The organism is Mycobacterium angelicum, from assembly GCF_002086155.1.
GTDB classification, from domain to species: domain Bacteria; phylum Actinomycetota; class Actinomycetes; order Mycobacteriales; family Mycobacteriaceae; genus Mycobacterium; species Mycobacterium angelicum.
The window spans coordinates 66,022-87,947 of sequence record NZ_MVHE01000008.1; the positions used below are offsets into that span (position 1 = coordinate 66,022).

The following is a 21,926-nucleotide window of genomic DNA, read 5'->3' on the forward strand; positions in this document are numbered from 1 at the left end:
GGCGGCTAGTCTGGCCCTGTTAGGCAAGGCGACCCTAAGCCGTTGAGGCAACCGGGTCGCATGGGGAGGGATCCAGCCGATGACGTCTGTCGACACGCTGCTTGTGCGGGGTCGTAGATGACGGCCCCGATCTGGATGGCGTTACCGCCGGAGGTGCATTCCGCGCTGCTTTCCAGTGGCCCGGGGCCGGAGTCGTTGTTGGCCGCCGCGGCGGCATGGCAGTCGATGAGCGCCGAATACGCAGCGGCGGCGGCCGAACTGCTCACCGTGCTGGGCGCCGTGCAGGCCGGTTCATGGCAGGGTCCGACTGCTGAGGCGTACGTCGCCGCACACGCGCCCTACCTCGTCTGGCTTGCGCAGGCGCAGGGCAACAGCGATGCCGCCGCGGCCCAGCACGACGCCGCCGCCGCGGCCTACACCACGGCACTGGCGATGATGCCGACGCTGGCCGAGTTGGCAGCTAACCACGTCATCCACGGCGTGCTGATCGCGACCAACTTCTTCGGGATCAACACGATCCCGATCGCGGTCAATGAGGCCGACTACGTCCGCATGTGGGTGCAGGCGGCCACTACGATGAGCACGTATCAGGCCATGTCTGCCGCCGCACTGGGCGGGGTTCCGCCTACCACGCCGGCCCCGATGGTGCTGAAATCCGATGCAAGCAACGCCGCCGGAACCAGCCAACCGGCCGCCGCGGCGCCTGCGGCCGGTTCGGGCGGTCAATTGAACTTGGCCGACATCATCAGCCAGTTGCTGCAGGGATACCTCAACTATGTGCAGCAGATATATGCGCCGATCATCAATTTTCTGCAAGATCCGCTAGGCAACAGCATGCAGCTCATCACCGACTTCCTGACCAACCCGGCTCAGGCGCTGGTGGTCTGGGGGCCGTTCTTGTTCGCCGTCGCCTACCAGGTCGTCACCTGGATCGCAGCTTCGGTCACCTACCCCCAGCTGCTGCTGGATCCTTTGTTGGGGATGACGCTCGCCGTGGTGATCGGAGTCGGTCAGCAGCTGCTGGAGCAAGTCCCGGTTGCCGTCGCCGCGGCTGGTGATGGTGCCGCCGTGGTGGCGACGGGAGCCGGCCATACGTCGGCGTTACCGGTTGCCGGGCTTGCGCCGACGGTGACCGGCAGCAGTGGCGCGCCGACGGCTTCTGCCGCGGGGAGCACGGGAACGGCGTCGACGTCGGCGGCGCCGGCAGCACCGGCCGCGGCGGTGCCCTACGCCGTTGCCGGGTTGGATCCGGGCGAGGGCTTTACCCCCACGGTGGGCGGGCGCACCGGTGCCAAGGCGCCGGCGGTCGGCGTCCCCGCCGCGGCCGCCGGAGTTTCGGCGCGGGACAAACGGCGTGCCCGTCGCAAGCGGAAGGACACCATGCCCGAGCACCAGTACGCCGACGAATTCATGGACTACCCCGGCGCCCGGCCGGCCGACGATCCACTCGTCACCGCATCAACCCACGGAGCTGGGGCGATGGGCTTCGGCGGCACCGCCGCCAAGGGCGAATCCGACGCGGCCGGACTGCTCACCCTGCCCACAGACTCCTTCGGCAGCCGACCCACCAGCCCGGTGTTGCCCGGTACCTGGGATGCCGACGGGAGTGCGCAGGACTAGTGCGGCTGGGTCTGCGCCCAGCCACGGACCTCAGCGGTAACCGGGTCGGTGATGTCGTCGAATTCCGGATGCTTCTTGAGCACCGTGCCGACCATCGAGCACACCGGGACTATGCGCTTTCCATCCTTTCGGGTGGCATCGAGCGCCTCTTCGAGCAGAATGCTCGCCAGCCCGCGTCCGCCAAAGGCGGGATCGACCTCGGTGTGGTAGAAAACGCGCTGGTCGCCGCGGTCTGCGTAATCGGCCAGACCCACCGTTTTGCCGTCGACGGACACCGTGAACTTCCGGTGTTCCGCGCTGACGGTGGCTTCCGCACCGGTCTTGTCGGCTGTCATAGGGACTCCTTCCGGTTCGATGGCGGCGACACCCTTCGAGGCCGCAGCCGGGTGGTGGGCAGTGGCGGGGCGGGCAGTCGGCTGACCGCACCCTGATATCCCCGGACGGCGCCGAAGCGGTCCCCGGGCCCGCCGTCGGCGTCCTGCCACTGCTGCCGATAGCTGACGATGTCGTCGTGGCTGCGCCCCACGAAGTTCCACCACATCACCAGCTCCTCGGCGAAAGGGGCGCCGCCCAAAAGCAGCACCCGCGCGGGGCCGCCTGCGACGTTGCGCAGGTGCACGGTGTGGTGGCCAGGACCCTGGTAGCCAAGATCGCCGACCGTCAGCGCAATCCCACCCATCTCAACGTCGCCGACATCGCACAGCACCCCGTGTTCGAACGTCGGGTCGATGTCGATATCCAGCGTAGCGTTCGCGCCCAGATCAACCTGGGCGCCGAGCAGCGGACTGAAAGTGTGGACCGGCGATCGGCTTCCGGCCAGCTCGCCGAGGAATACCCGGACCTGTCCACCGGCCAGCAGAACCGGTTCAGGCGCGTAGTGGGCGAAGTCGCGTCCGGCATTGCGGGCGGTGCCGGGCAGGGCCACCCACAACTGCACGCCGTGCAAGAGCGGGTTCGGGCCTGACTCGATCGAGACCTCGGAGTGGCAGATACCGGCGCCCGCAGTCATCAGATTCAGTTCACCGGGCCGCACTATCGCGTGCACACCCGCGCTGTCGCGGTGTTCCACTTCCCCGCTGAACAACCAGCTGACCGTCTGCAATCCGGTATGCGGATGTGGCGCGACGTCCATCCGTGCCGGCACCGGACCGTAGTGGTCGATGAAACACCAGGCGCCGATCAGCGAGCGTTTCCGTTGCGGAAGAGTCCGTTGCACCCGAAGCGCTCTGGGTCCGCCCAGCGGAACTTCGCGTGGCTGCAGCACCTCGATGTCCGCAGTGGCAGCGGCACTGCATGCGACTTCGACCGGCGCGGCTTCGAGGTTGCTCATGCTATCGCGACCCTACCCGGGGTTGCCTAACCGGCGACTCACGCCGGGAACTACATAAATTGCATCGATGTAATTCGCTCACCGGTCTGCCGGCCGTGCCGAATCGCCCGGGTATTGCGCGCGGATCAGCGAAATCGCCTTCCCGTGGGAAACCGCTGCGCTACTCTTCACTCATAAAGCGCGTTGTCGCTCGCAATGATGGAATATTGAGAAATCTTATTGATCCTTATATATGGTCCATTTGAAACTCAATGCCTGCGCAACGGCGATTTTGGGGAAAGTCAAGGGCCAGGCAATACAGCCACGGTGCCGTTTGAAGGGAATTGGCAGTGATTGAGCGACCTCACGCCGCACCTGAACTACACCCCGGGACGGGCGCCGGACCGGTTTTGGGTGGTTGGCGCCCAGGTACCGCGCCGGCCGTATTCGCGCCACCGGACATTGCCCAACTCCTCGAGTACGTGCGGCATCCGGTGCATGTTGTCCGCGACAATCCGACCGGGCAGTTCGGCTTGGCTATGGGTGGTGAGCTGGTAGCCGCCGAGGCCTCGGACGTGTCTTTACTGGGGACACTGCCGCCGATATATCCGGAATGGTTGGGCGATCGTGCGTTCTGTGAAACGCACGGCGTTCGTTTTCCCTATGTCAGCGGCGCCATGTCGCACGGTATCGCGACACCGGCACTGGTGGCCGCCATGGCAAAGGCGGGGATGCTCGGCTTTTTCGGTGCGGGGGGCCTCTCCTATGCCCGGGTGGAGCGCGGGCTGGCCGATATCGAGGACCGCTTGGCGGGCACGACAGGGCGGGCGTGGGGCGCGAATCTGATCCACACGCCCAACGAGGTGGCGCTAGAGGCGAGCCTTGCCGAGCTGTTCATCGCGCGCGGTGTCCGCATCGTCGAGGCGTCGGCGTTCATGAAGCTCACCCCCGCGGTCGTGCATTACGCGCTGTCCGGCCTGTCGACCGACCCAGCCGGCAACATCATTCGCAAGCACCACGTCATGGCGAAGGTCTCGCGCCCCGAGATCGCGCGCATGTTCATGGAACCCGCGCCATCGGAGTTGGTTTCGGCACTCGAATCCGCGGGCAAGCTGACCGCGCGCGAAGCAGAGCTATCGCGGCACGTGCCGGTGGCAGAAGACATCACCGTCGAGGCCGATAGCGGCGGGCACACCGATAACCGGCCGCTACCTGCACTTTTCTCCGACATTGCGCTGCTGCACGCCAAGCTCGCACAGCAACACCAGCTGCGCCGGCGCGTTCGTGTCGGCGTCGGCGGCGGTCTGAGCACGCCGCGGTCGGTCGCCAGCGCGTTCGCCATCGGGGCCGCATATGTGCTGACCGGTTCGATCAACCAATCCTGTGTCGAGTCGGGGCTGTCCGCGCGGGCGCGCACGATGCTCGCCTCCGCGGGAGTCGCCGACGTCATGATGGCTCCCGCCTCCGACATGTTCGAGTTGGGCGTGAACCTGCAGGTGCTCAAACGCGGCACCATGTTCGGTCCCCGTGCCAGGAAGCTTTACGAGTGGTACGCCGGCAACCCGAGCTTGCCCGCGGTGGTGAGCAAGCACGGCGCAGAACTGGAGAAGATTCTCGGGACGAGCGTCGACGACGTCTGGGCGCAAACGCAGCAATATTGGGCGCAGCGCGACCCCGCGGTGCTTGAACTCGCGGCCCGCGATCCGAAATATCAGCTGGCGCTGGTATTCCGTTGGTACCTGGGCAATGCAACCCGATGGGCGATCGCGGGGGAACCCGGCCGGGAGCTGGATTACCAGATTTGGTGCGGTCCGGCCATCGGCGCATTCAACAGCTGGGTGGCCGGCAGTTATTTAGAGCAGTGGGAACATCGCACGGTGGAGCAAGTGGCCCTCAACCTGCTCGAAGGTGCCGCCCGCATTACCCGGGCGCAACAAGTTCGGGCGTGCGGGGTTCCGGTACCGGCGACAGCATTCTGTTACATTCCACGTCCTTTGTCGCTATGAACGAAATAGCCCAAGGTCAGCGATCCGCATTCCGAACGTTTGCGGTGTGCGCAAAGAACCGTTGCAGTCGACGTAACCATTTCTGCGCGCAATTCCCGGTCGATACAGTGCATCGAGATCAGCTTGTTGCACATACGTCTAGTGTGCACGCCGCAGCGCTGATATGATCCGAAACGGCTGCTCGAAACTGTCGCGAATTGCGACAGATTTAAACGCCAGGGTTTATTCGCTTTGATTGACTGACGCGTTTACATCTATGTAATTCGCGCGACAAATGCAAAGGTGCAATGCGGTGCCCAAACATCCCCCAGTCGCTGTAGTAGGTGTGAGCGCACTGTTTCCCGGGTCGGCAGAAGCCGAGCGGTTTTGGCGCAACATCGCCGAAGGCGTCGACCTGTTCTCCGACGTACCCGATTCGCACTGGCGCATCGACGACTACTACGATCCGACGCCCAGCACACCGGACAAGATGTATGCCCGGCGGGGTGGCTTCCTGCCCGATGTCGAGTTTCCGCCGATGGAATTCGGCATCCCGCCCAACGTCGTTTCCGCCACGGATACTGCCCAACTGCTCGCGTTAAGAGCCGCCCAGCAGGTGCTGGAAGACGCGGGCGGTACGGACTTCTCTCACATCGACCGCGACCGCGTCAGCGTGATACTCGGTGCGGCCGGCGCAACCGAACTGTTCGCTCATATGAGTGGTCGTCTCCAGCTCCCGGTGTGGGAGCGAACGCTGCGCGCCGCCGGGGTGTCCGAACGGGAAATCAGCGTATTCAGTGAGCGCATCGCGGCCGGCTACGCCGAGTGGCAGGAGAACACCTTCCCCGGGCTTTTGGGCAATGTCATCGCCGGACGAATCGCCAACCGTTTCGACCTCGGCGGTACCAACTGCGTCATCGATGCGGCGTGCGCCAGCTCGCTCGCCGCGCTCGAGGTGGGACTGCACGAGCTCTATCTCGGTGAATCCGATCTGGTGATCACCGGCGGAGTCGACGCCTTCAACGACATCGTCATGTTCATGTGCTTCGCGAAGGTCACCGCGTTGTCCCCGACCGGTGACTGCCGTCCGTTCTCCGACAAAGCGGACGGCACCATGCTCGGCGAGGGGTTGGCGATGTTCGCGCTCAAACGGCTGGATGACGCCGAGCGCGATGGTGACCGGATCTATGCGGTGATCCGCGGCATCGGGGCTTCCTCGGACGGGCGGGCTAAGAGTATCTACGCGCCCAGCCCGGCCGGACAGGCCAAAGCCCTGCGCCGCGCCTACGCCGCCGCGGGCTATGGCCCCGAAACGGTAGGCCTCGTGGAGGCCCACGGCACGGGCACCAAAGCCGGCGATGCAGCCGAATTCGCCGCGCTGCGCGAGGTTTTCGAGGCCGCCGGGCGCGACGATCGCCAGTGGTGTGCCATCGGTTCAGTGAAGTCCCAGGTCGGTCACACCAAGGGGGCGGCGGGCGCGTGCGGGCTGTTCAAAACGGTGATGGCACTTCACCACAAGGCATTGCCGCCCACGATCAAGGTGGATCGTCCTAATCCCAGTCTCGAAATCGAGAACACACCGTTCTACCTTTCGACGCGCACCAAGCCGTGGGTTCCCGACGAAGGCGTTCCGCGACGCGCGGCTGTCAGCTCGTTCGGGTTCGGCGGCACCAACTTCCACGTCGCCGTCGAGGAGTACACCGGTCCCGGCAAGCGTGCTTGGCGATACCGGTCGTGGGATCCCGAACTGGTCGTGCTGGGCGCGGCTTCCGCCGAGGCGCTGTCCGGCCAAGCCACGCAGCTGGCCGCATCCTTGGTCGACACCCCGGACATGCTCAGCTACCTGGCGCGCAGCACCCAGACCGCGTACGACGCGACGCAGCCGCACCGGCTGGCCATCGTCGCCGACAGTGTCGCGAACCTGCATGCCGCATTGACCGAGGTGGCCGAAAAGCTTCGAACCATCGGAGCCACCACATCTTTCGCGTCGCCCAAGGGCTACTACTATTCGGCGCAGCGCTCCGGGCCCGTTGCACTGTTGTTCCCGGGTCAGGGCAGCCAGTACCTCGGCATGGGGGCCGATGTGCCGCAGCTCTACGAGCCGGCCCTATCACCATGGGAACTCGCCCGCGGCGACCTGTTGAGCGCCGATCGTGACCTGCACAAGGTGGTCTGGCCCAAGACGGCATTCGCCGACAGTGAGTGGGCACAGCAGGCGGCCGAGCTGACCAAGACGGAGTGGGCCCAGCCGGCCATCGGCGCCCACAGTCTGAGTCTGCTGGCGGTCATCCGTGCCCTGGGGATTACCCCCATTTCGGTCGGCGGCCACAGCTTCGGCGAAGTCAGCGCGCTATGTGCCGCAGGGGTTTTCAGCCAGGAGGTGGCCCTGCGAATTGCGCGTCGGCGTGGCCTGTTGATGGCCGACGCGGCCAGCGGTACCGATGGCGCGATGTGTGCGGTGACGGCACCTATCGCCCAGGTACGCAGGCAGATTGCGGAGTGGGGGCTTGCCGTGGAAGTCGCCAACCACAACAGCCCCAGCCAGGTTGTGCTGTCGGGCAGGGCCGCAACCATCGGCGATGCCGTGCAGCGATTCAGCGCGGCCGGAGTCAATGCGCGACGCCTCGACGTTGCGACGGCATTCCATTCCGAGATCGTCAGCGCGGCGGCAGCCCCGTTCGCCGCGTCGCTCACCGACACCCAGTTCGCCATGCCGGAGGTACCCGTCTACGCCAACGCGACGGCGCAGCCGTACACCGGTGATGCCGCGGCCATGCGCGCCATTCTTGCCGACCAGATCACCAAACCCGTGCGGTTCGCCGAGCAGATTGAGGCGATGTGGCGTGCCGGCGCGCGGACCTTCGTCGAAGTCGGTCCCGGCAGTGTGCTGACGAACCTGGTCGAGAAGTGCCTCGAGGACAAGGACCACTGTGCGGTGTCTTTCGATACCAAGGGCCGCAACGGAATTCGATCCCTGTGGTTGGGGATGGCCCAGCTGGTGGCGGCCGGCGTCCCCATGAATTTCGAACCGCTCTGGGCCGACTACCGCCCGGGAGACGACCCGCGCAGTCGACACAAACCGAAGCTGGTTTTGGCCATCAACGGTGCCAACTACGGCAAGCCAGCAGTAGGCGACCAGCCGGTGCCCCGGCCGGTCGCGATCGAGACCGCCGCCAATCACGGCGGCTACACCAATGGACACTCTGCGAAATCGGATCTCAAATTGACGCTATCTGAAGCCATCACACCCGCGGCCCCGGTGAACGGGACGCCAGCCCCCGTCCAGTCTTCGCCGGTAGCCGGGAATGGATCAACCGCCCCAGCAGCGCTACCACCCGTTGTCCGCAATGGCGACGCGGCCCCAGTGGCTGCCTCAGTGACTCCCTCGGTGGATCCCTCACTGGCTCCCGCAGGGGCCCCCTCGGTGGCTCCCTCGGTGGCTCCCGGCGTCAATCCCGATGTGCTGACGCAGATGTTCGCTGCGGTCGAAACGTTGAAACAAACCGTCGACCAGCTGCAAGGCCTCCTACATAGCCTGGCGCCTCAACCGGCGGCGGTTTCATCGCCGGTGAGTGTTGCCCCGGTAGCACCACCGCCGCCACCTCCCCCACCGCCGGTGGCCGCTCCGGCTGCGCCGAGTGTGGATCTGGTTGCCCAGATGCTGGAGGTGGTTGCCGATAAGACGGGTTATCCCGCCGAGATGCTGGATTTGTCGATGGCGTTGGAAGCCGATTTGGGTATCGACTCGATCAAGCGGGTGGAGATCTTGTCGGCGGTGCAGCAGCGGGTACCGGGGTTGCCTGAGGTTCAGACGGCGGCCATGGCGGGGTTGGGCACGCTGAACGAAATCGTGGACTATTTCCAGGGTTTGGTGGCGCCGGCCGCCCCGGTTGCGCCAGCCGCAGCGCCGCCGTCACCGCCGCCGCCGACGGCTTCACCACCGGGTGTGGATCTGGTTGCCCAGATGCTGGAGGTGGTTGCCGATAAGACGGGTTATCCCGCCGAGATGCTGGATTTGTCGATGGCGTTGGAAGCCGATTTGGGTATCGACTCGATCAAGCGGGTGGAGATCTTGTCGGCGGTGCAGCAGCGGGTGCCGGGGTTGCCTGAGGTTCAGACGGCGGCCATGGCGGGGTTGGGCACGCTGAACGAAATCGTGGACTATTTCCAGGGTCTGCTCTCGCCTACATACAGCGCGCCGGGCGGAGACCACCGCCCTTTTGAGTTAGCCGGAGCTGCGATTCCCCGCTACGCAGTGCGTGCGGTCGCAGTTCCGGCTAGCGGAATGGGAATGCCGGGCCTCTACCGTGTGGCCAACGTCGAAATCGTCGGCGGCGCAGACAACCAAGATGCGATTGCCAACGCGCTGGCAGCGATTCTTCGCACCCACGGAATCAATGCCACGGTGGTGTCCCACGCCACCGCCGACGCCGAAGCCGTCATACACCTTGGCGGACTTGTGCATACCGCAACCCGATCCGAAACGCTGGCTCTCAACCGGATGGTTTTCGCCGACGCACAACGCGTCGCCGCAAAATTCCAGGAGCGCGGTGGAACGTTCGTCACCGTCCAAGACACCGGTGGCAGTTTCGGCCTGCTCGGCGATCCCGGCCAACGCGCCTGGGCCGCCGGCATAGCCGGCCTGGCCAAGACGGCGGCACAGGAATGGCCGGCCGCCCAAATCAAGGCCATCGACCTTGCGGTCGGCAGCATGTCACCGGTTGCCGTCGCCGAATGTCTTGCGCAGGAGCTCTTGGCCGGGGGCGCCGAAGTGGAAGTCGGGCTCGGCAGCCCGCACGGCCGACTCACCATCGTCGCCGACGAGAAGCCGATCACCACTCGCGCGAATCGCATTGGCCCTCAAGACGTGATCGTGGTGTCAGGTGGTGGGCGCGGGGTCACAGCCGCGTCGGTGATAGCCCTGGCAGAGCAGACGAAGGCCAGCTTCGTCCTGATCGGGCGTACCGAACTCGGCGAAGAGCCGGCGGTCACCCGTGGGCTGACCACCGATGCCGAGCTCAAGCGGGCGGTGCTGGGCTGGGCCACCCAACAAGGGCGCAAGCTCACCCCCCGACAACTAGAGCTCGAAGTGCACCGGATCCTGGCCGACCGCGAGGTGCGGGCAACTCTGGCCGCGATGCAAGGCGCCGGTTCACGGGTCAGCTATGCCTCGGTAGACGTCTGTGACGCGGCGCAACTCAACGCGCTATTCGACAGCGTCCGAACCGATTTCGGGCCCATCACCGGGTTGGTCCACGGTGCCGGCGTGCTGGCCGATGCGCCCTTGCAGAAGAAGACTCTGGATGGATTCGATCGCGTCTTCGACACGAAAGTCGGCGGGCTATGCGCGCTGCTGGACGCGACGGCCGCCGATTCGTTGAAGCTCATCTGCCTGTTCTCCTCGGTGGCCGCGCGCACCGGCAACACGGGCCAAAGCGACTATGCGATGGCCAACGAGATCCTGAACAAGGTGGCCCTGACCGAACAAGCCCGCCGCGGTCCGGGTTGCCTTGTCCGCGCCCTGGGCTGGGGTCCGTGGGACTCCGGCATGGTTACCCCGGCACTCAAATCGATGTTCGAATCCCGCGGCATCACATTGGTCGAACGTGCCGACGGCGCAACGGCTTTCGTTTGCGAGGTGCTGGACGGACGGACAGGCCATCCCGAAGTGCTGTTGGGTGGCGGCGTGTTGGCCGGCCCGCCAACGCAACCTCTTCCTGCCGCAGGCCGGACGGCCTTCGTGGTGGCCAATGCGGCCCGGCAGCCTCACGTGCTCGATCACCGCATCAAGGGCAACGTCGTGCTGCCGGTCGTGCAAGCGCTGGAGTGGTTTGTGCGGATGGCCGAGGCATGCCGGCCCGGACAACGCGTGGACCGTCTACTCGACGTCAAGGTGCTTCGCGGCGTCGTGCTGCACGACTTCGAACAACGCGGTGACCGATTGCTGGTGCGTTGCGCGCCCGCAGCCGAGCAGCCGAACCGGTTGGTATGCACGCTGTCGGACTTTTCCGGGTCAGCCGCCTACTACTCCGCGATCGTCGAAATCGGTTCGGGCACGGCACAAGTACCGGCAGGTGCGCCGGCGGCGGAGCAATGTCGTCTGCCGCATGACGGCGTCCGCTACGAGAGCGACGGCGCGCTTTTCCACGGCCCGGCGTTCCAGGTACTCGACGGGGTGGATTGCCAAAGCTCGACGGCCACCGGGTCCCTGCACGGCCTGGCCGCCGCGGGCTGGCGAGACGACGGTTGGGCTACCGATCCGGCAGCACTCGACGGCTGTCTGCAGCTGGCGACGGTGTGGAGCTTCGAACAACTCGGCCACAAGACGCTGCCGCTACGGCTGGGTGAAGTCGTGCGCTACCGAGCGGGTGCACTCGGGGCCGGGCTTCGCTGTGTGCTGTCCAACGGCGACGCGAAAAGCAACCGGGCGGTCTGCGACATAGACCTCGTCGACGCCGAAAACCGTTTGATCGCAGGCGTCAAGCGCCTCGAGCTGTACACCTACGGCAGCTGAGCAAGCCGATGATGTCGCGGAGTCCGGTTGTGAAGTTTGACCCCATCGCGATTGTCGGCCAGGGCTGCATTCTTCCGGGCGCGCTGAACTCCGACGAGTTGTGGACCACGGTTCGGCAGGGCCGGGACGTGCTCGGTCCACCGGAGCCGGACTACTGGGGCGTATCGCCCGCGCACATGCTCACCGACCACAAGGCCGGACCCTCGTTCGACCACACGTGGTCGGAGCGCGGCGGATATGTGCGCGGGTTCACCGAAATGTTCGACCCCCGCACACTGCTGCTCGACCCGGAGGACCTCGACGGCCTTGACCCGCTTTACCTGTGGACCATCGAGGCGGCCAGGCAAGCGATTGAAAGCGCCGGCTGGCGGGCCGGTGAAGTTCCCGGCTCGGCCGGGGTGGTACTCGGAAACTTGGTCTATCCGACCAAGACGATGACCGACCTTGCCGAAAAGGTTTGGCGCGGTGAGCAACACGGCATCGACTGGCGCAACCGCTTCATTGCCGGGCTGCCGGCGAATCTGGTCGCGAATGCACTGGGTCTGACGGGTGGCGCCGCCGCTATCGACGCCGCATGCGCCTCGTCGTTGTATGCCATCAAGCTGGCCTGTGATCGCCTGCACGACCGCACGGCGGACGTGATGCTGGCCGGTGGTGCCAACGGGGCGAGCGACCTGTTCATCCACGTCGGCTTCAGCGCACTGCAGGCACTGAGTCAGTCGGGAAGGTCGCGGCCGTTTCATCGCGATGCCGACGGCCTGGTCCCCGCCGAGGGAGCGGCCATGCTGGTGCTCAGGAGGCTGGAAGACGCGATCGCCGACGGCAGCAACATCCTGGGCGTCATCCGGGGCATCGGCCTCACCAACAACGGAAGAGGACAAGGGCTGCTCGCGCCCTGGCAGGAGGGGCAAGAGCGGGCGATGCGGCTGGCCTACGACATGGCCGGCCTTGAGCCACAAGACATTTCGTTGGTCGAGTGCCACGCCACGGGCACCTCGCGCGGCGACCTGACCGAACTCATGACGATGGCACGCATCTTCGACGGCATGACGGGCCTGCCGATCGGATCGATGAAGTCCAACCTCGGCCACACCTTATCGGCTTCTGGAGCCGCCGCAATCATCAAAGTGGTCAACGCAATTCAAAACGGCATCCGTCCGGCAACGCTGCACACAGACGATCCGCTGTCCTACATTGCGGATTCACCCTTCCGGCTGCTTACCCAGAACGAACCCTGGATCGCCGACGGACCACGCCGGGCCGCGATCAACAACTTCGGCTTCGGCGGAAACAACGCGCATCTCCTGCTCGAAGAATGGGTCGGGCCGGCCGCACACTACGGCAACGCGCCGAAGCCCCCAGCGGATCAACCCGCATCCGACGGCGACATCGCAATCGTGGGGCTCAGCCTGCTAATGGGTGACGGGCATGAAACCGCCGCTGTCGCGGAGCATCTGATGGCTGGTCGCGCACTGCTGCGCGATGACGGCGACGGCCCCCGGCGAGTCCAGATGGACAGCATCAGCATCGACTTCAGCCAAACCTGCTTCCCCCCGGCCGATCTCAAAGAGGCCTTGCCTCAACAGTTGGCCATTCTCAGCGCAGCCCTCAACCTCGACGAGCTGATCCACCGCCTGCCGGCCGACACAACGAGCGTGTTCGTCGGAATGGGCTGCGACACCGCGGTCACCCGATTCGAACTGCGCTGGCGGTTGTCCGACGCGGTCGAGGACCCCGACGAGTTGACACGGGCACGCGACGGTATCGCGCCGAGCCTGACCGCGGCGGCCGTCGTCGGAACCATGCCCAACATCGTGGCGAACCGGTTGAACTGCCAATTCGACTTACGTGGGCCAAGTTTCAGCGTTTCGCGAGCACAACTGTCAGGAACTACGGCGCTGGAGCTGGCCGCGGGCGCGTTACGGCGCGGCGAAATCGATGCAGCGGTCGTCGGCGCGGTGGACATGAGCTGCGAACCCGTACACGAAGCGGCCGCCCGTGAGTTGCTCGGAACCGACGAGCAGATACCCGGCGACGCCGCGGTCGTGCTCGTCCTCAAGCGGGCTGCCGACGCGCGGCGTGACCAAGACAGGATTCTGGCCCTCCTGCCCGCGGATCAACAGCCGCGCGGTGAACCCCTCACGCTGGGCAATGCTCCCGGCGCGCTGGATCTCTCGCCGGCGCTCGGTCACGCACACGCGTCTTCGGGATTGGTCTCGGTTGCCGTCGGCGCACTCTGCGGAGTCTTAGGCGTACGGCCCGACGGTACTCAGTGGAACTCTCAGGGCAATTCCGTCGTGGTCGCGCTCACCGGATTGGCCGGCCAGGACCAACAACTCGTCCTGACACCACCCGCGATGTCCCACCAAGCCGACGCGTCGGCCAGATCGTTGTTGCCGGCCCGCCGACCCCGCCAGAACACACCAACCTGGCTGCACCTACCCGCTCATCCGCCCGCGGTGCGGATGCCGACTGCCGTTGTCGCCTCGCATGAACCGGAGCAATCTATGACAACACTCCTCCCGACGCCCCTGCCGGTTCCGCCGCCGTTGCCCAAGGTCGCAGAGGCATTCGCGCGGGTGCCGCTGGGCGCGGCACTGGACCTGCAGCTACCACCCGAGCCGCTGACGATCCGTCACGACTACAACAAGGTCAGCCGCGAACCCGCCCGCGCGTCGCAAGATGACTTCGGTGGCCAAACCCGCACCGGAACGCTGTGGACCGAAACCGATGTCACCGCCGAAAGTCGTTGGCTACACACGGGCCGCATGCCGGCGGGCATCATGCTGGAAAGTGGCCGGACCGACCGCATGCCGGTGTCGTGGGCGGGTGCAGACAACAGCAGCCCCGGTGATCGCGTTTATCGTCTGCTGGGCTGTGAAGTGACCTTTCTCGGTGGACTACCCGAGATCGGTGACACCTTACGGTTCGATGTCCAGGTAGACGGTCACGCCAGCCTGGCCGACATCGCGCTGCTCTTCTTCCACTCCGACTGCACCATCGACGGTAAAGAGCGATTGCAGGTCAGAAACGGTCAGGCCGGGTTGTTCTCCAAAGAGCAACTGGCGTCGGCGAGTCGGCCCGGATCTGGCCTGCTGTGGCGGCCCGAGGACGAGACCGTCAGCGGCCCAATGGAATCCACCCCATCGCGGACGTCGCGCACCTCACTCAGCCGCGCCGATTTGGAGGCATTGGCGGCCGGCCGGGTGTGGCAGACGCTCGGCGCCGGCTTCGAGTGCGCTGCCAGCCACACCCGCACGCCGTCTGTCCCGGGCAGCGACATGCGGCTCGTCGACGAGGTCACCGAAATCGACTTCACCGGCGGACCCTGGGGCCGTGGCTATCTGCGCGCGGTACGGCACGTGAACGTCGAGAGCTGGTTGTTCGCCGACACCGGGGACGACCCGTACCTGCCGGGCCCGCTCATGTATGAGGGCGCGATGCAGGCCATGGCCGTGTACATGACCGGCCTCGGCATGACTTTGGAGTGCGACGGGTGGCGATTTGAGCCGGTGCCCTTCGAGACCTACAGATTGCGCTACCGGGGGCAGGTCACGCCGCGCTCGCGCGAGCTGGCCTACGAGGTATTCGTGCGAGAGGTCGTCGCCGGTCCAGAGCCCACCCTCTTTGCGGATCTGCTTTGCACGGTCGATGGATTGCCCGCGTTCCACTGTCGCCGGATGGGCCTGCGGCTTTCGCCCGGCTGGCCGATGGATCTGGTCGCCGGCGAGCTGAACGCCGGGGAGCTGAACGCCGGCGAGCTGAACGCCGGCGAGCTGACCGCGTCCAGCCAACCCAGGGCGGTCGCCGAAGCAGACGGGTTCAGCTTCGATGAGAAGGCGATGCTGGCCTGGGCCGGCGGCAAGCCGTCGATGGCATTCGGCCCCCGCTACCAGGAGTTCGACAACCATCGGAAACTAATCCGACTGCCCGGGGCGCCCTACAACTTCATCTCTCGAGTCAGCGACGTGGCGGGCGACATGGGGGCGATGACATCCGGCGCCGAGGTCGTCGTGGAGTACGACATCCCCGAGGACGCTTGGTATTTCGCCGCCAACGGCCGGCCGACCATGCCCAATGCGGTCCTGATGGAAGTCGCGCTGCAGCCGTGCGGTTGGCTGGCAGCCTACGCGGGGTGTCCACTGTGCACCGATGTGGACCTCTACTTCCGTAACCTCGACGGAACCGGTGTACAGCACCGCGAAATCACCCCGTCGACACCAACGTTGCGAACCAAGGTGGTGCTGAAAAGCATTGCGCAGGCATCCGACACCATTCTGGTGAGCTTCGACGCCGAAACACACGCCGACGATGAATTGGTCTACACCATCGACACGGTGTTCGGCTTCTTCCGCCGCGACGCACTGGAGCAGCAGGTCGGCCTGCCCGCCACCGACGAGCAACGCTCTGCGCTCGAACTCCCCTGTGAGGCAACGGTTGTCGAGCTAGCAGGCCCGGGCCGAAGTTCCGGACCGGGACCGCGACTGGCTGGCGCCACGCTGTTGATGATCGACCGGGTAACGGGTCGCTGGTGCGACGGCGGCAGCGCCGGTCTGGGGCGGTGGCGTGCGGTCAAGGACGTCGATCCCACCGAGTGGTTCTTCAAGGCGCATTTCTACCGCGACCCGGTACAACCCGGCTCATTGGGTATCGAGGCACTGTTACAGCTCTTACAGTTCGCCATGCTCGACCTCGGATTGGGCGAAGAGGCCGGGGCGGCAGCGCATTTCGAGCCCGTTGCGCTGGACGAACCGGTCACGTGGCGGTACCGCGGCCAGGTGCTGCCGGCGAACAAGCTGATCACGTCGCTGGTGGAGATCACCCGAATCACTCGCGACGACGACGGTATCCTCGCCGCGGCCGAGGGATCGCTGTGGGTCGACGGACGGCGAATCTACAGCGTGACCAATCTCGCCATGCGCATCAAAGGGCAACTGCCGCACGCGAGGTCGAGTGCTGCGGCCGACCCCCCTGCCGTGCTTGCGGCGACCATGATTGAGACCGTCATCGATCCCGGCCGCGACACTTGGATCGCCGATCACTGCCCGACGTACACCATCCCCACCCTGCCGATGATGTCGGTGATGGACCTGTTCGCACAGGCGGCCGGCCAGGTGGCCGGCGCGGCCAAGGTGGTCGAGGTCACGCATCTGCGTGTGGAGCGCTGGATCGTCGTCGATTCACCGAAACGACTGCGTGTGGTGATCGAACCGACGGGGCCGGGACGCTGCGACGCCCGCCTGGAAGTGTGGCGCGACGCACCGCGACCGGTGATGTCGCGCTGGGAGACACATGCCCACGCCACCCTGCTCACCGCGAACCAATACCCCAGCGGCCCAACGGATCCGCCGCCGTTGCATGGCACGGTCCCGTTCGCCAACCCCTACGAGACCGGGGCGATATTCCACGGGCCCGCGTTCTCCACTGTGCTGGACGGCGCCCGGATCGGTCGCAACGGATCGTCGGGAACGCTTGCCGTCAACCGGTGCAAGGTTCCGATAGGGCGGCTGCATCCGGGACTGCTCGACGGTGCGATGCATCTCGTGCCGCTTGGCGCGTGGAGTGTGTGGACCAATGAGGATTTCGATGTCAAAACCTATGTAGAGGCCAAAGATTCGACGGTAGCGCTGCCGCATCGGGTGGAATGGGCCCGCTTCTACAACGAAACCCCCCAGGACGGGGAAGTGGACGTGGAAATCCGCTGCGTCGGTTTCGACGATGCCGAGAACCGGATGCCCGTGATCGAACTTTGGCTCAGCGCAGGCGGCAACCCCTGGGCCTGCATCCGTGTCGTCGGGATACTGCTGCCCAAAGGCCCGCTCGGGCAGGCCGGCGGACTTCAGCAACGGGCGTTTCTCGGTCAGCGCCGCGCGGTGCCCGCGATGTCGTTGAGTGAACGGCTGGAGCCCGGTGCGGTCATGCTCGACGCTGACCGGGTGGCGACGATGAGCTGGCTCAAAGGCACTTTGCAAGCGGTTTATTGCACCGAAAGCATTGGCAATGCGTTGCTTTCGGACGTCGCTGCCAAGGAGGCCGTCGTGTATGCCGCGCATGGCGCCATCCATCCCTCGCAGGTTCACACCTCCGTGGGTCGGGTATCGTGCCCCGCATTGCCGCTGGAGCGCATTGCTCTCGAGGTCCGGCAAGTACGCCCGGGTACAGTTCGCGCCGAAGCGTCGCTGCAGACCGACTGGCAACCCATTCGGACCTGGTGGACCGACAAGCTGGACATGCCGCCGGGCTGGTTCGGCGATCTGCTCAAGTGGGGCTTGCTTTCTCGCTACGCCAGACACGTCATCGTCACCGATCCCGAAGCAATGGCCGCGGTTCGCGGGCGTCCGGTGTTGCTGCTCGGCAACCACCAGGTGATGATCGAGTCCCTGTTGGCAATGGTGATCGCATCGTGGGTGACCGACACGAAAGTGGTCCCGATCGCCGGCATCAAACTTCAAGACAATTGGATCGGAAAGCTAACCCGCTTCGCGGATGCCCAAGCGGGACGCGACTTGGGCATCATGCGGTACTTCGACCAACAAACACCCGAGCAGTTCTTCGGCCTGATCGACGACATCAAATCGGACACCGCCGCCCACGGGGTGTCGACATTGGTGCATCCGGACGGCACTCGATACTTCCGGTCGGGGCAGCGCGTCGAAAGGCTCACTTCCACACTGCTGGACATGGCGCTGGAAATGTCGATGCCGATCGTGCCGCTGTTCTTCGCCGGCGGCTTGCCCGAGGAACCGGTGGATCCAAAGCTCGAAGTGCCGTATCGCCAAGCCGCGCAGGACTATATCTTCGGTCGGCCGATCATGCCTGAAGAGCTGCGCGCATTGGCCTACGCCCGCCGTCGGCGCCATGTCATCGACGCCATCAATGCCCTGGCCCCATTCAGCGATGCGCCGCACGAGCCGAACCTGGCCCTGGAGCGCAAGATCGCTGCAGTTGCCCCGGGTGCGCCCCCGCTGGAGTCGGTATGGGATTGCATCGAAGACGCGCTGGACGCGCTGCCGGCCGATTGGCGCAGCACGATCAGCATGGACGATTGGACGGCGATCCGTTCAACCCAGCCTTACGCCGATACCAGCGCAACCGCCACACACCACGTGCACTAGGCCGTTTTGTCGGCCGCCTTCGGCCAATCGGCGAGCGCGTCGACATACAGCTGGCGGACTTGCGCAATGTGTTCCGGCAATGAGTCCGGTGTCCAGTCGTCGACCGAAATCGGCGCTAACACCGCAATATCCACGGTCCCGGGAGTGATCGTGAAGGATTCTCGGGGTGCGACATCGGCGACGTTGCGAATCACGATCGGCACAATCGGTACACCCGCGGCCATCGCCATGCGGAATGCACCCTTCTTGAACGACCCGACGCCGACCCCGTCGTGTCGAGAGCCCTCGGGTGCGATCAACACCGATATACCTTTTTTCGTCCGTTCTTCGATTTCGCGCAAGGTGTTTACCGACCCTGCGGTGTCGTCGCGGTCAAGGAATGCGGCGTCGACGCATCTGAGAATCGTGCCGACGATCGGGTCGCGCGCCAGCTCCTTCTTGGCGACTTTGATCCAGTTGTCCCCCATCAGCGCCGAGGCGACAAATGGGTCGAATCGGCTGCGATGGTTGTACAGAAAAATAGCCGGGCGCTGCGCCGTCAGGTTCTGTGCGCCGACGACATTGAGCCGTACGCCGCCGGCCTTAACCACCAGCCCCGGCCAGGTGGAGGTGAAAAGGTTCAGCCCACGGCGACGATTGCGGGTCAGCAGACCCAGTCCTACCGCGGCTGCTGCGAGCGGAAATGCCGAAAGGACGCCGAGAATGGCGCGGACCTGGCCCATCACCACGCGAAGCCGGTGTCGTAACCCTCCGGGACCCGTGCTTTCTGCGCGGCCAATCCCCGCCCGATGTGCGACTTCCGATGCCACCGTTGCGGCCTCCCCCTGAATAGTGTCCGGTCCACGCGCCACCGGTATGTACGGCAAGCGCACCAACACGTTAGTACGGTGGCCCGCGCTTGGGGAGTCGATTATCAAGATCAGTTCCGGGGCGGCGGATTCACCGAGCAATCCCTGCGAATTAACTCGCTCAAGGATCTTTTTTTGTTTGCGAACATATTGAATGCCGAACCTGGCGCGAGCTAATGTGTTTAAGATCAATGCAGCCACCTGGTCGGGGGCGCATGGTCGAAAAGTCGGGCGCCGGAGGTCAATTCGATGTCGCAACTGCCCACTGTCGCGATCGTAATTCCCGCCTACAACGAGGAACGCTTCATCGGCAAGTGCCTGGACTCGTGCCTCGATCAAACCTCGACACCCGAAGAGATCATCGTCGTCAACAACAACTCGAGCGACGACACCGTTTCGGTCGTGCGCAGGTATCAGGAAAACAACCCGCAGGTGAACATACGGCTGCTGGAACAGAATGAATACCAGGGCATCGCACCGACCCGAAACTGTGGATTCGACAATGCGCAGAGCGAAGTCATCGGCCGGATCGACGCCGATTCCATCATCGCGAACGACTGGGTGCAGACGGTGCGCAGCTGCTTTTGCGACGGAGCTGTGGACGCGGCGACTGGCCCTGTCGTCTTCTACGACATGCCGCTGCGCAGCTTCACTTTCTGGCTGGACGCCCGGCTGCGCAGCAGGGCGCAGCGCAAAGCAACGAATGAGCGCTTTCTGCTGGGGGCCAACATGGCTATCCGCAGCTCGGCCTGGAAGGCGATCCGTCATCTCACGCAACTCGATTTAGAAGATCGCCTGCACGAAGATGTCGACCTCGCTCTGACGCTGTTCGAAAACGATCACGAGATCTTGTATGCCCCAACCATGGTGGCGGGCATGTCCGGACGCCGGGTGAATTGTTCACTGCGTGACTATTACCGGTATGCCGGACGTTATAGCCGGACGACAAAGGTGCACGGCATTAGCAGCTCCTCGGCACGCACCGCCAAGGTGGTGCTTATGCTGCTGTACTTTCCATTTCGCACCATGCGCTTCTTCTATGACGCCGAAAGCCTGCAATTCACCTGGTCGAAATTGCGCCATGAGTTGCGCAAGCAGAATAAGGTGCCCTCGGCTTAGAAAACGTCATCGACCCGGCGGCCGCAGCGCCTGCATGGCGACTCGCATAATCGGTTGCGGAATCCTGTCTTTCATCGCTAACGCGGCGTCGGCAGCGCGGGAGCGCAGTGGTGTGCCGCGACCGAACATCCGGTTCAGCGGCCCGCCGGACGGCTCGATGCGCACGTGCAGTGGCGGGGTATCGACGTCGGCCCCCAGCGCGTTGGCGATCACCATCCGCTGAATCTCGCTGGTGCCTTCAAAGATGGTGTACAGCTTGGCATCTCGGTACCACTTCTCCACCGGATGGTCGGTGATGTATCCCCAGCCGCCCATCGTCTGAATGGCACGCTCGGTGGCTTTGACGGCAACCTCACTGGCGGCGAGCTTCGACATCGATCCTTCGCCGCGCTGGAACTCGACGTTGTTCGCCGCCATCCAGGACGCCCGCCACGTCAGCAGCCGGGCGGCGTCGATCTGAGTCGCCAGCTCGGCCAACGGAAACGCGATGCCCTGATTGTCGATGATCGGGCCGCCGAAGGCCTCGCGCTCGGTGGCGTAGGCCGTCGCGTATTCCAGTGCGGCGCGGGCGATTCCGATCGCCTGGGCGGCCACCATCGGGCGGGTCTGTTCGAATGTTCCCAATGTCGCTGAGCCGGAGCGCTTTCCACCCGCGACCGCCTCGCGCGCCTTGGCGAGTTTGTGTTCGAGCTTCTCGTGCCCACCGAGCAGGTTGTCAGCCGGAACCCGGACGCCGTCGAATCGCAATTCGGCGGTGTGCGACGCCCGGCAGCCCAGCTTGTCGAGTTTGCGCACCAGCTCCAATCCCGATGTCCCGCCAGGCACCACGAACAGCGCCTGACCGCGGTGGCCCAGCTCCTCGTCGACCACCGCGTTCACCACGTGCACGTTGGCGATCCCACCGTTGCCGATCCACATCTTGTGACCATCGATGATCCAGTCGTCACCCTCACGGCGAGCGCGGGTGCGCAGATTGCGGACGTCACTGCCGCCCTCGGGTTCGGAAATCGCCAGCGCGGCCAGCTTGAGATCACCTGGTGTTCCAAAACATTCGGGGGCCCAATGCAGCATTTGCTCCGGCGAGGCGGCCTGACCGATCGCCGACAGCGCCAACGCGGGCATGACGATCGCCAAGCCGATGCCGGCGCAACCCCAAAACAGCTCCTCCATGAACATCGGCAGCGATAGCCCGGTTGGGTCGCCGATCAAATCGCGATAGAACAGTGGGCTGTAGAACCCGCGCTGGGCCGCCTCCTCGAGCACCGGCCAGGGAAACTCCTGCCGCTGGTCGTAGTCCAGTGCGACCGGACGGACAACTTCTTCGGCGAACTCGTGGGTCCGCCGGGCCAGATCGTGCTGAGCCGCCGTTGGTGTCAAGTCAAACGTCATGATGTGCCTCTGGGTCGACTTCTCCGT

The 21,926-nt window shown here is 65.0% G+C and carries 9 protein-coding genes; 5 read left to right on the forward strand and 4 right to left on the reverse strand.

Annotated elements, in window-relative coordinates; all coding sequences use genetic code 11:
- The first annotated feature begins 117 nt into the window (after positions 1-117).
- A complete protein-coding gene (locus BST12_RS08115; RefSeq protein WP_083112598.1) occupies positions 118-1,620 on the forward strand; it encodes a PPE family protein in 1,503 nt (500 codons plus the stop codon).
- Here BST12_RS08115 and BST12_RS08120 read toward each other — a convergent pair.
- On the reverse strand, positions 1,617-1,955 hold the full coding sequence (locus tag BST12_RS08120; protein WP_083112599.1) for a GNAT family N-acetyltransferase: 339 nt from the start codon (positions 1,953-1,955) through the stop codon (positions 1,617-1,619). The genes BST12_RS08115 and BST12_RS08120 overlap by 4 nt on opposite strands.
- Complete coding sequence (locus BST12_RS08125; protein ID WP_083112600.1) at positions 1,952-2,950, reverse strand: pirin family protein; 999 nt, start codon at positions 2,948-2,950, stop codon at positions 1,952-1,954. Before BST12_RS08125 ends, BST12_RS08120 begins: the two co-directional genes overlap by 4 nt.
- Positions 2,951-3,279: 329 nt before the next feature.
- On the opposite strand from BST12_RS08125, the gene BST12_RS08130 reads away from it, so the two are divergent.
- The 3 genes from BST12_RS08130 to BST12_RS08140 all read left to right on the forward strand — a co-directional run bounded on the left by BST12_RS08130 (position 3,280) and on the right by BST12_RS08140 (position 18,543).
- On the forward strand, positions 3,280-4,935 hold the full coding sequence (locus BST12_RS08130; RefSeq protein WP_245850135.1) for a PfaD family polyunsaturated fatty acid/polyketide biosynthesis protein: 1,656 nt from the start codon (positions 3,280-3,282) through the stop codon (positions 4,933-4,935).
- Positions 4,936-5,209: 274 nt separating this feature from the next.
- On the forward strand, positions 5,210-11,428 hold the full coding sequence (locus BST12_RS08135) for a type I polyketide synthase (RefSeq protein WP_083112601.1): 6,219 nt from the start codon (positions 5,210-5,212) through the stop codon (positions 11,426-11,428).
- 29 nt (positions 11,429-11,457) lie between these two features.
- Positions 11,458-18,543 (forward strand): beta-ketoacyl synthase N-terminal-like domain-containing protein, encoded by a 7,086-nt coding sequence (locus BST12_RS08140; RefSeq protein ID WP_170062079.1) that lies wholly within the window; start codon positions 11,458-11,460, stop codon positions 18,541-18,543.
- Here BST12_RS08140 and BST12_RS08145 read toward each other — a convergent pair.
- Positions 18,540-19,592 carry a lysophospholipid acyltransferase family protein gene (locus BST12_RS08145; RefSeq protein WP_245850136.1) on the reverse strand — a complete coding sequence of 351 codons (1,053 nt, stop codon included), beginning with the start codon at positions 19,590-19,592 and terminating at the stop codon, positions 18,540-18,542. The two genes, BST12_RS08140 and BST12_RS08145, sit on opposite strands and share 4 nt — an antisense overlap.
- Positions 19,593-19,640: 48 nt before the next feature.
- On the opposite strand from BST12_RS08145, the gene BST12_RS08150 reads away from it, so the two are divergent.
- Positions 19,641-20,510, forward strand: a complete 870-nt coding sequence (locus BST12_RS08150; protein WP_083112604.1) for a glycosyltransferase family 2 protein — start codon at positions 19,641-19,643, stop codon at positions 20,508-20,510.
- 6 nt (positions 20,511-20,516) lie between these two features.
- Here BST12_RS08150 and BST12_RS08155 read toward each other — a convergent pair whose 3' ends face one another.
- Complete coding sequence (locus BST12_RS08155) at positions 20,517-21,899, reverse strand: acyl-CoA dehydrogenase family protein (RefSeq protein WP_083112605.1); 1,383 nt, start codon at positions 21,897-21,899, stop codon at positions 20,517-20,519.
- Between the last annotated feature and the right edge of the window lie 27 nt (positions 21,900-21,926).

Coding starts and splice junctions, on each gene's coding strand:
- BST12_RS08115 (WP_083112598.1), top strand. CDS start 118: ATGACGGCCCCGATCTGGATGGCGTTACCGCCGGAGGTGCATTCCGCG.
- BST12_RS08120 (WP_083112599.1), bottom strand. CDS start 1,955: ATGACAGCCGACAAGACCGGTGCGGAAGCCACCGTCAGCGCGGAACAC.
- BST12_RS08125 (WP_083112600.1), bottom strand. CDS start 2,950: ATGAGCAACCTCGAAGCCGCGCCGGTCGAAGTCGCATGCAGTGCCGCT.
- BST12_RS08135 (WP_083112601.1), top strand. CDS start 5,210: ATGCAAAGGTGCAATGCGGTGCCCAAACATCCCCCAGTCGCTGTAGTA.
- BST12_RS08150 (WP_083112604.1), top strand. CDS start 19,641: ATGTCGCAACTGCCCACTGTCGCGATCGTAATTCCCGCCTACAACGAG.
- BST12_RS08155 (WP_083112605.1), bottom strand. CDS start 21,899: ATGACGTTTGACTTGACACCAACGGCGGCTCAGCACGATCTGGCCCGG.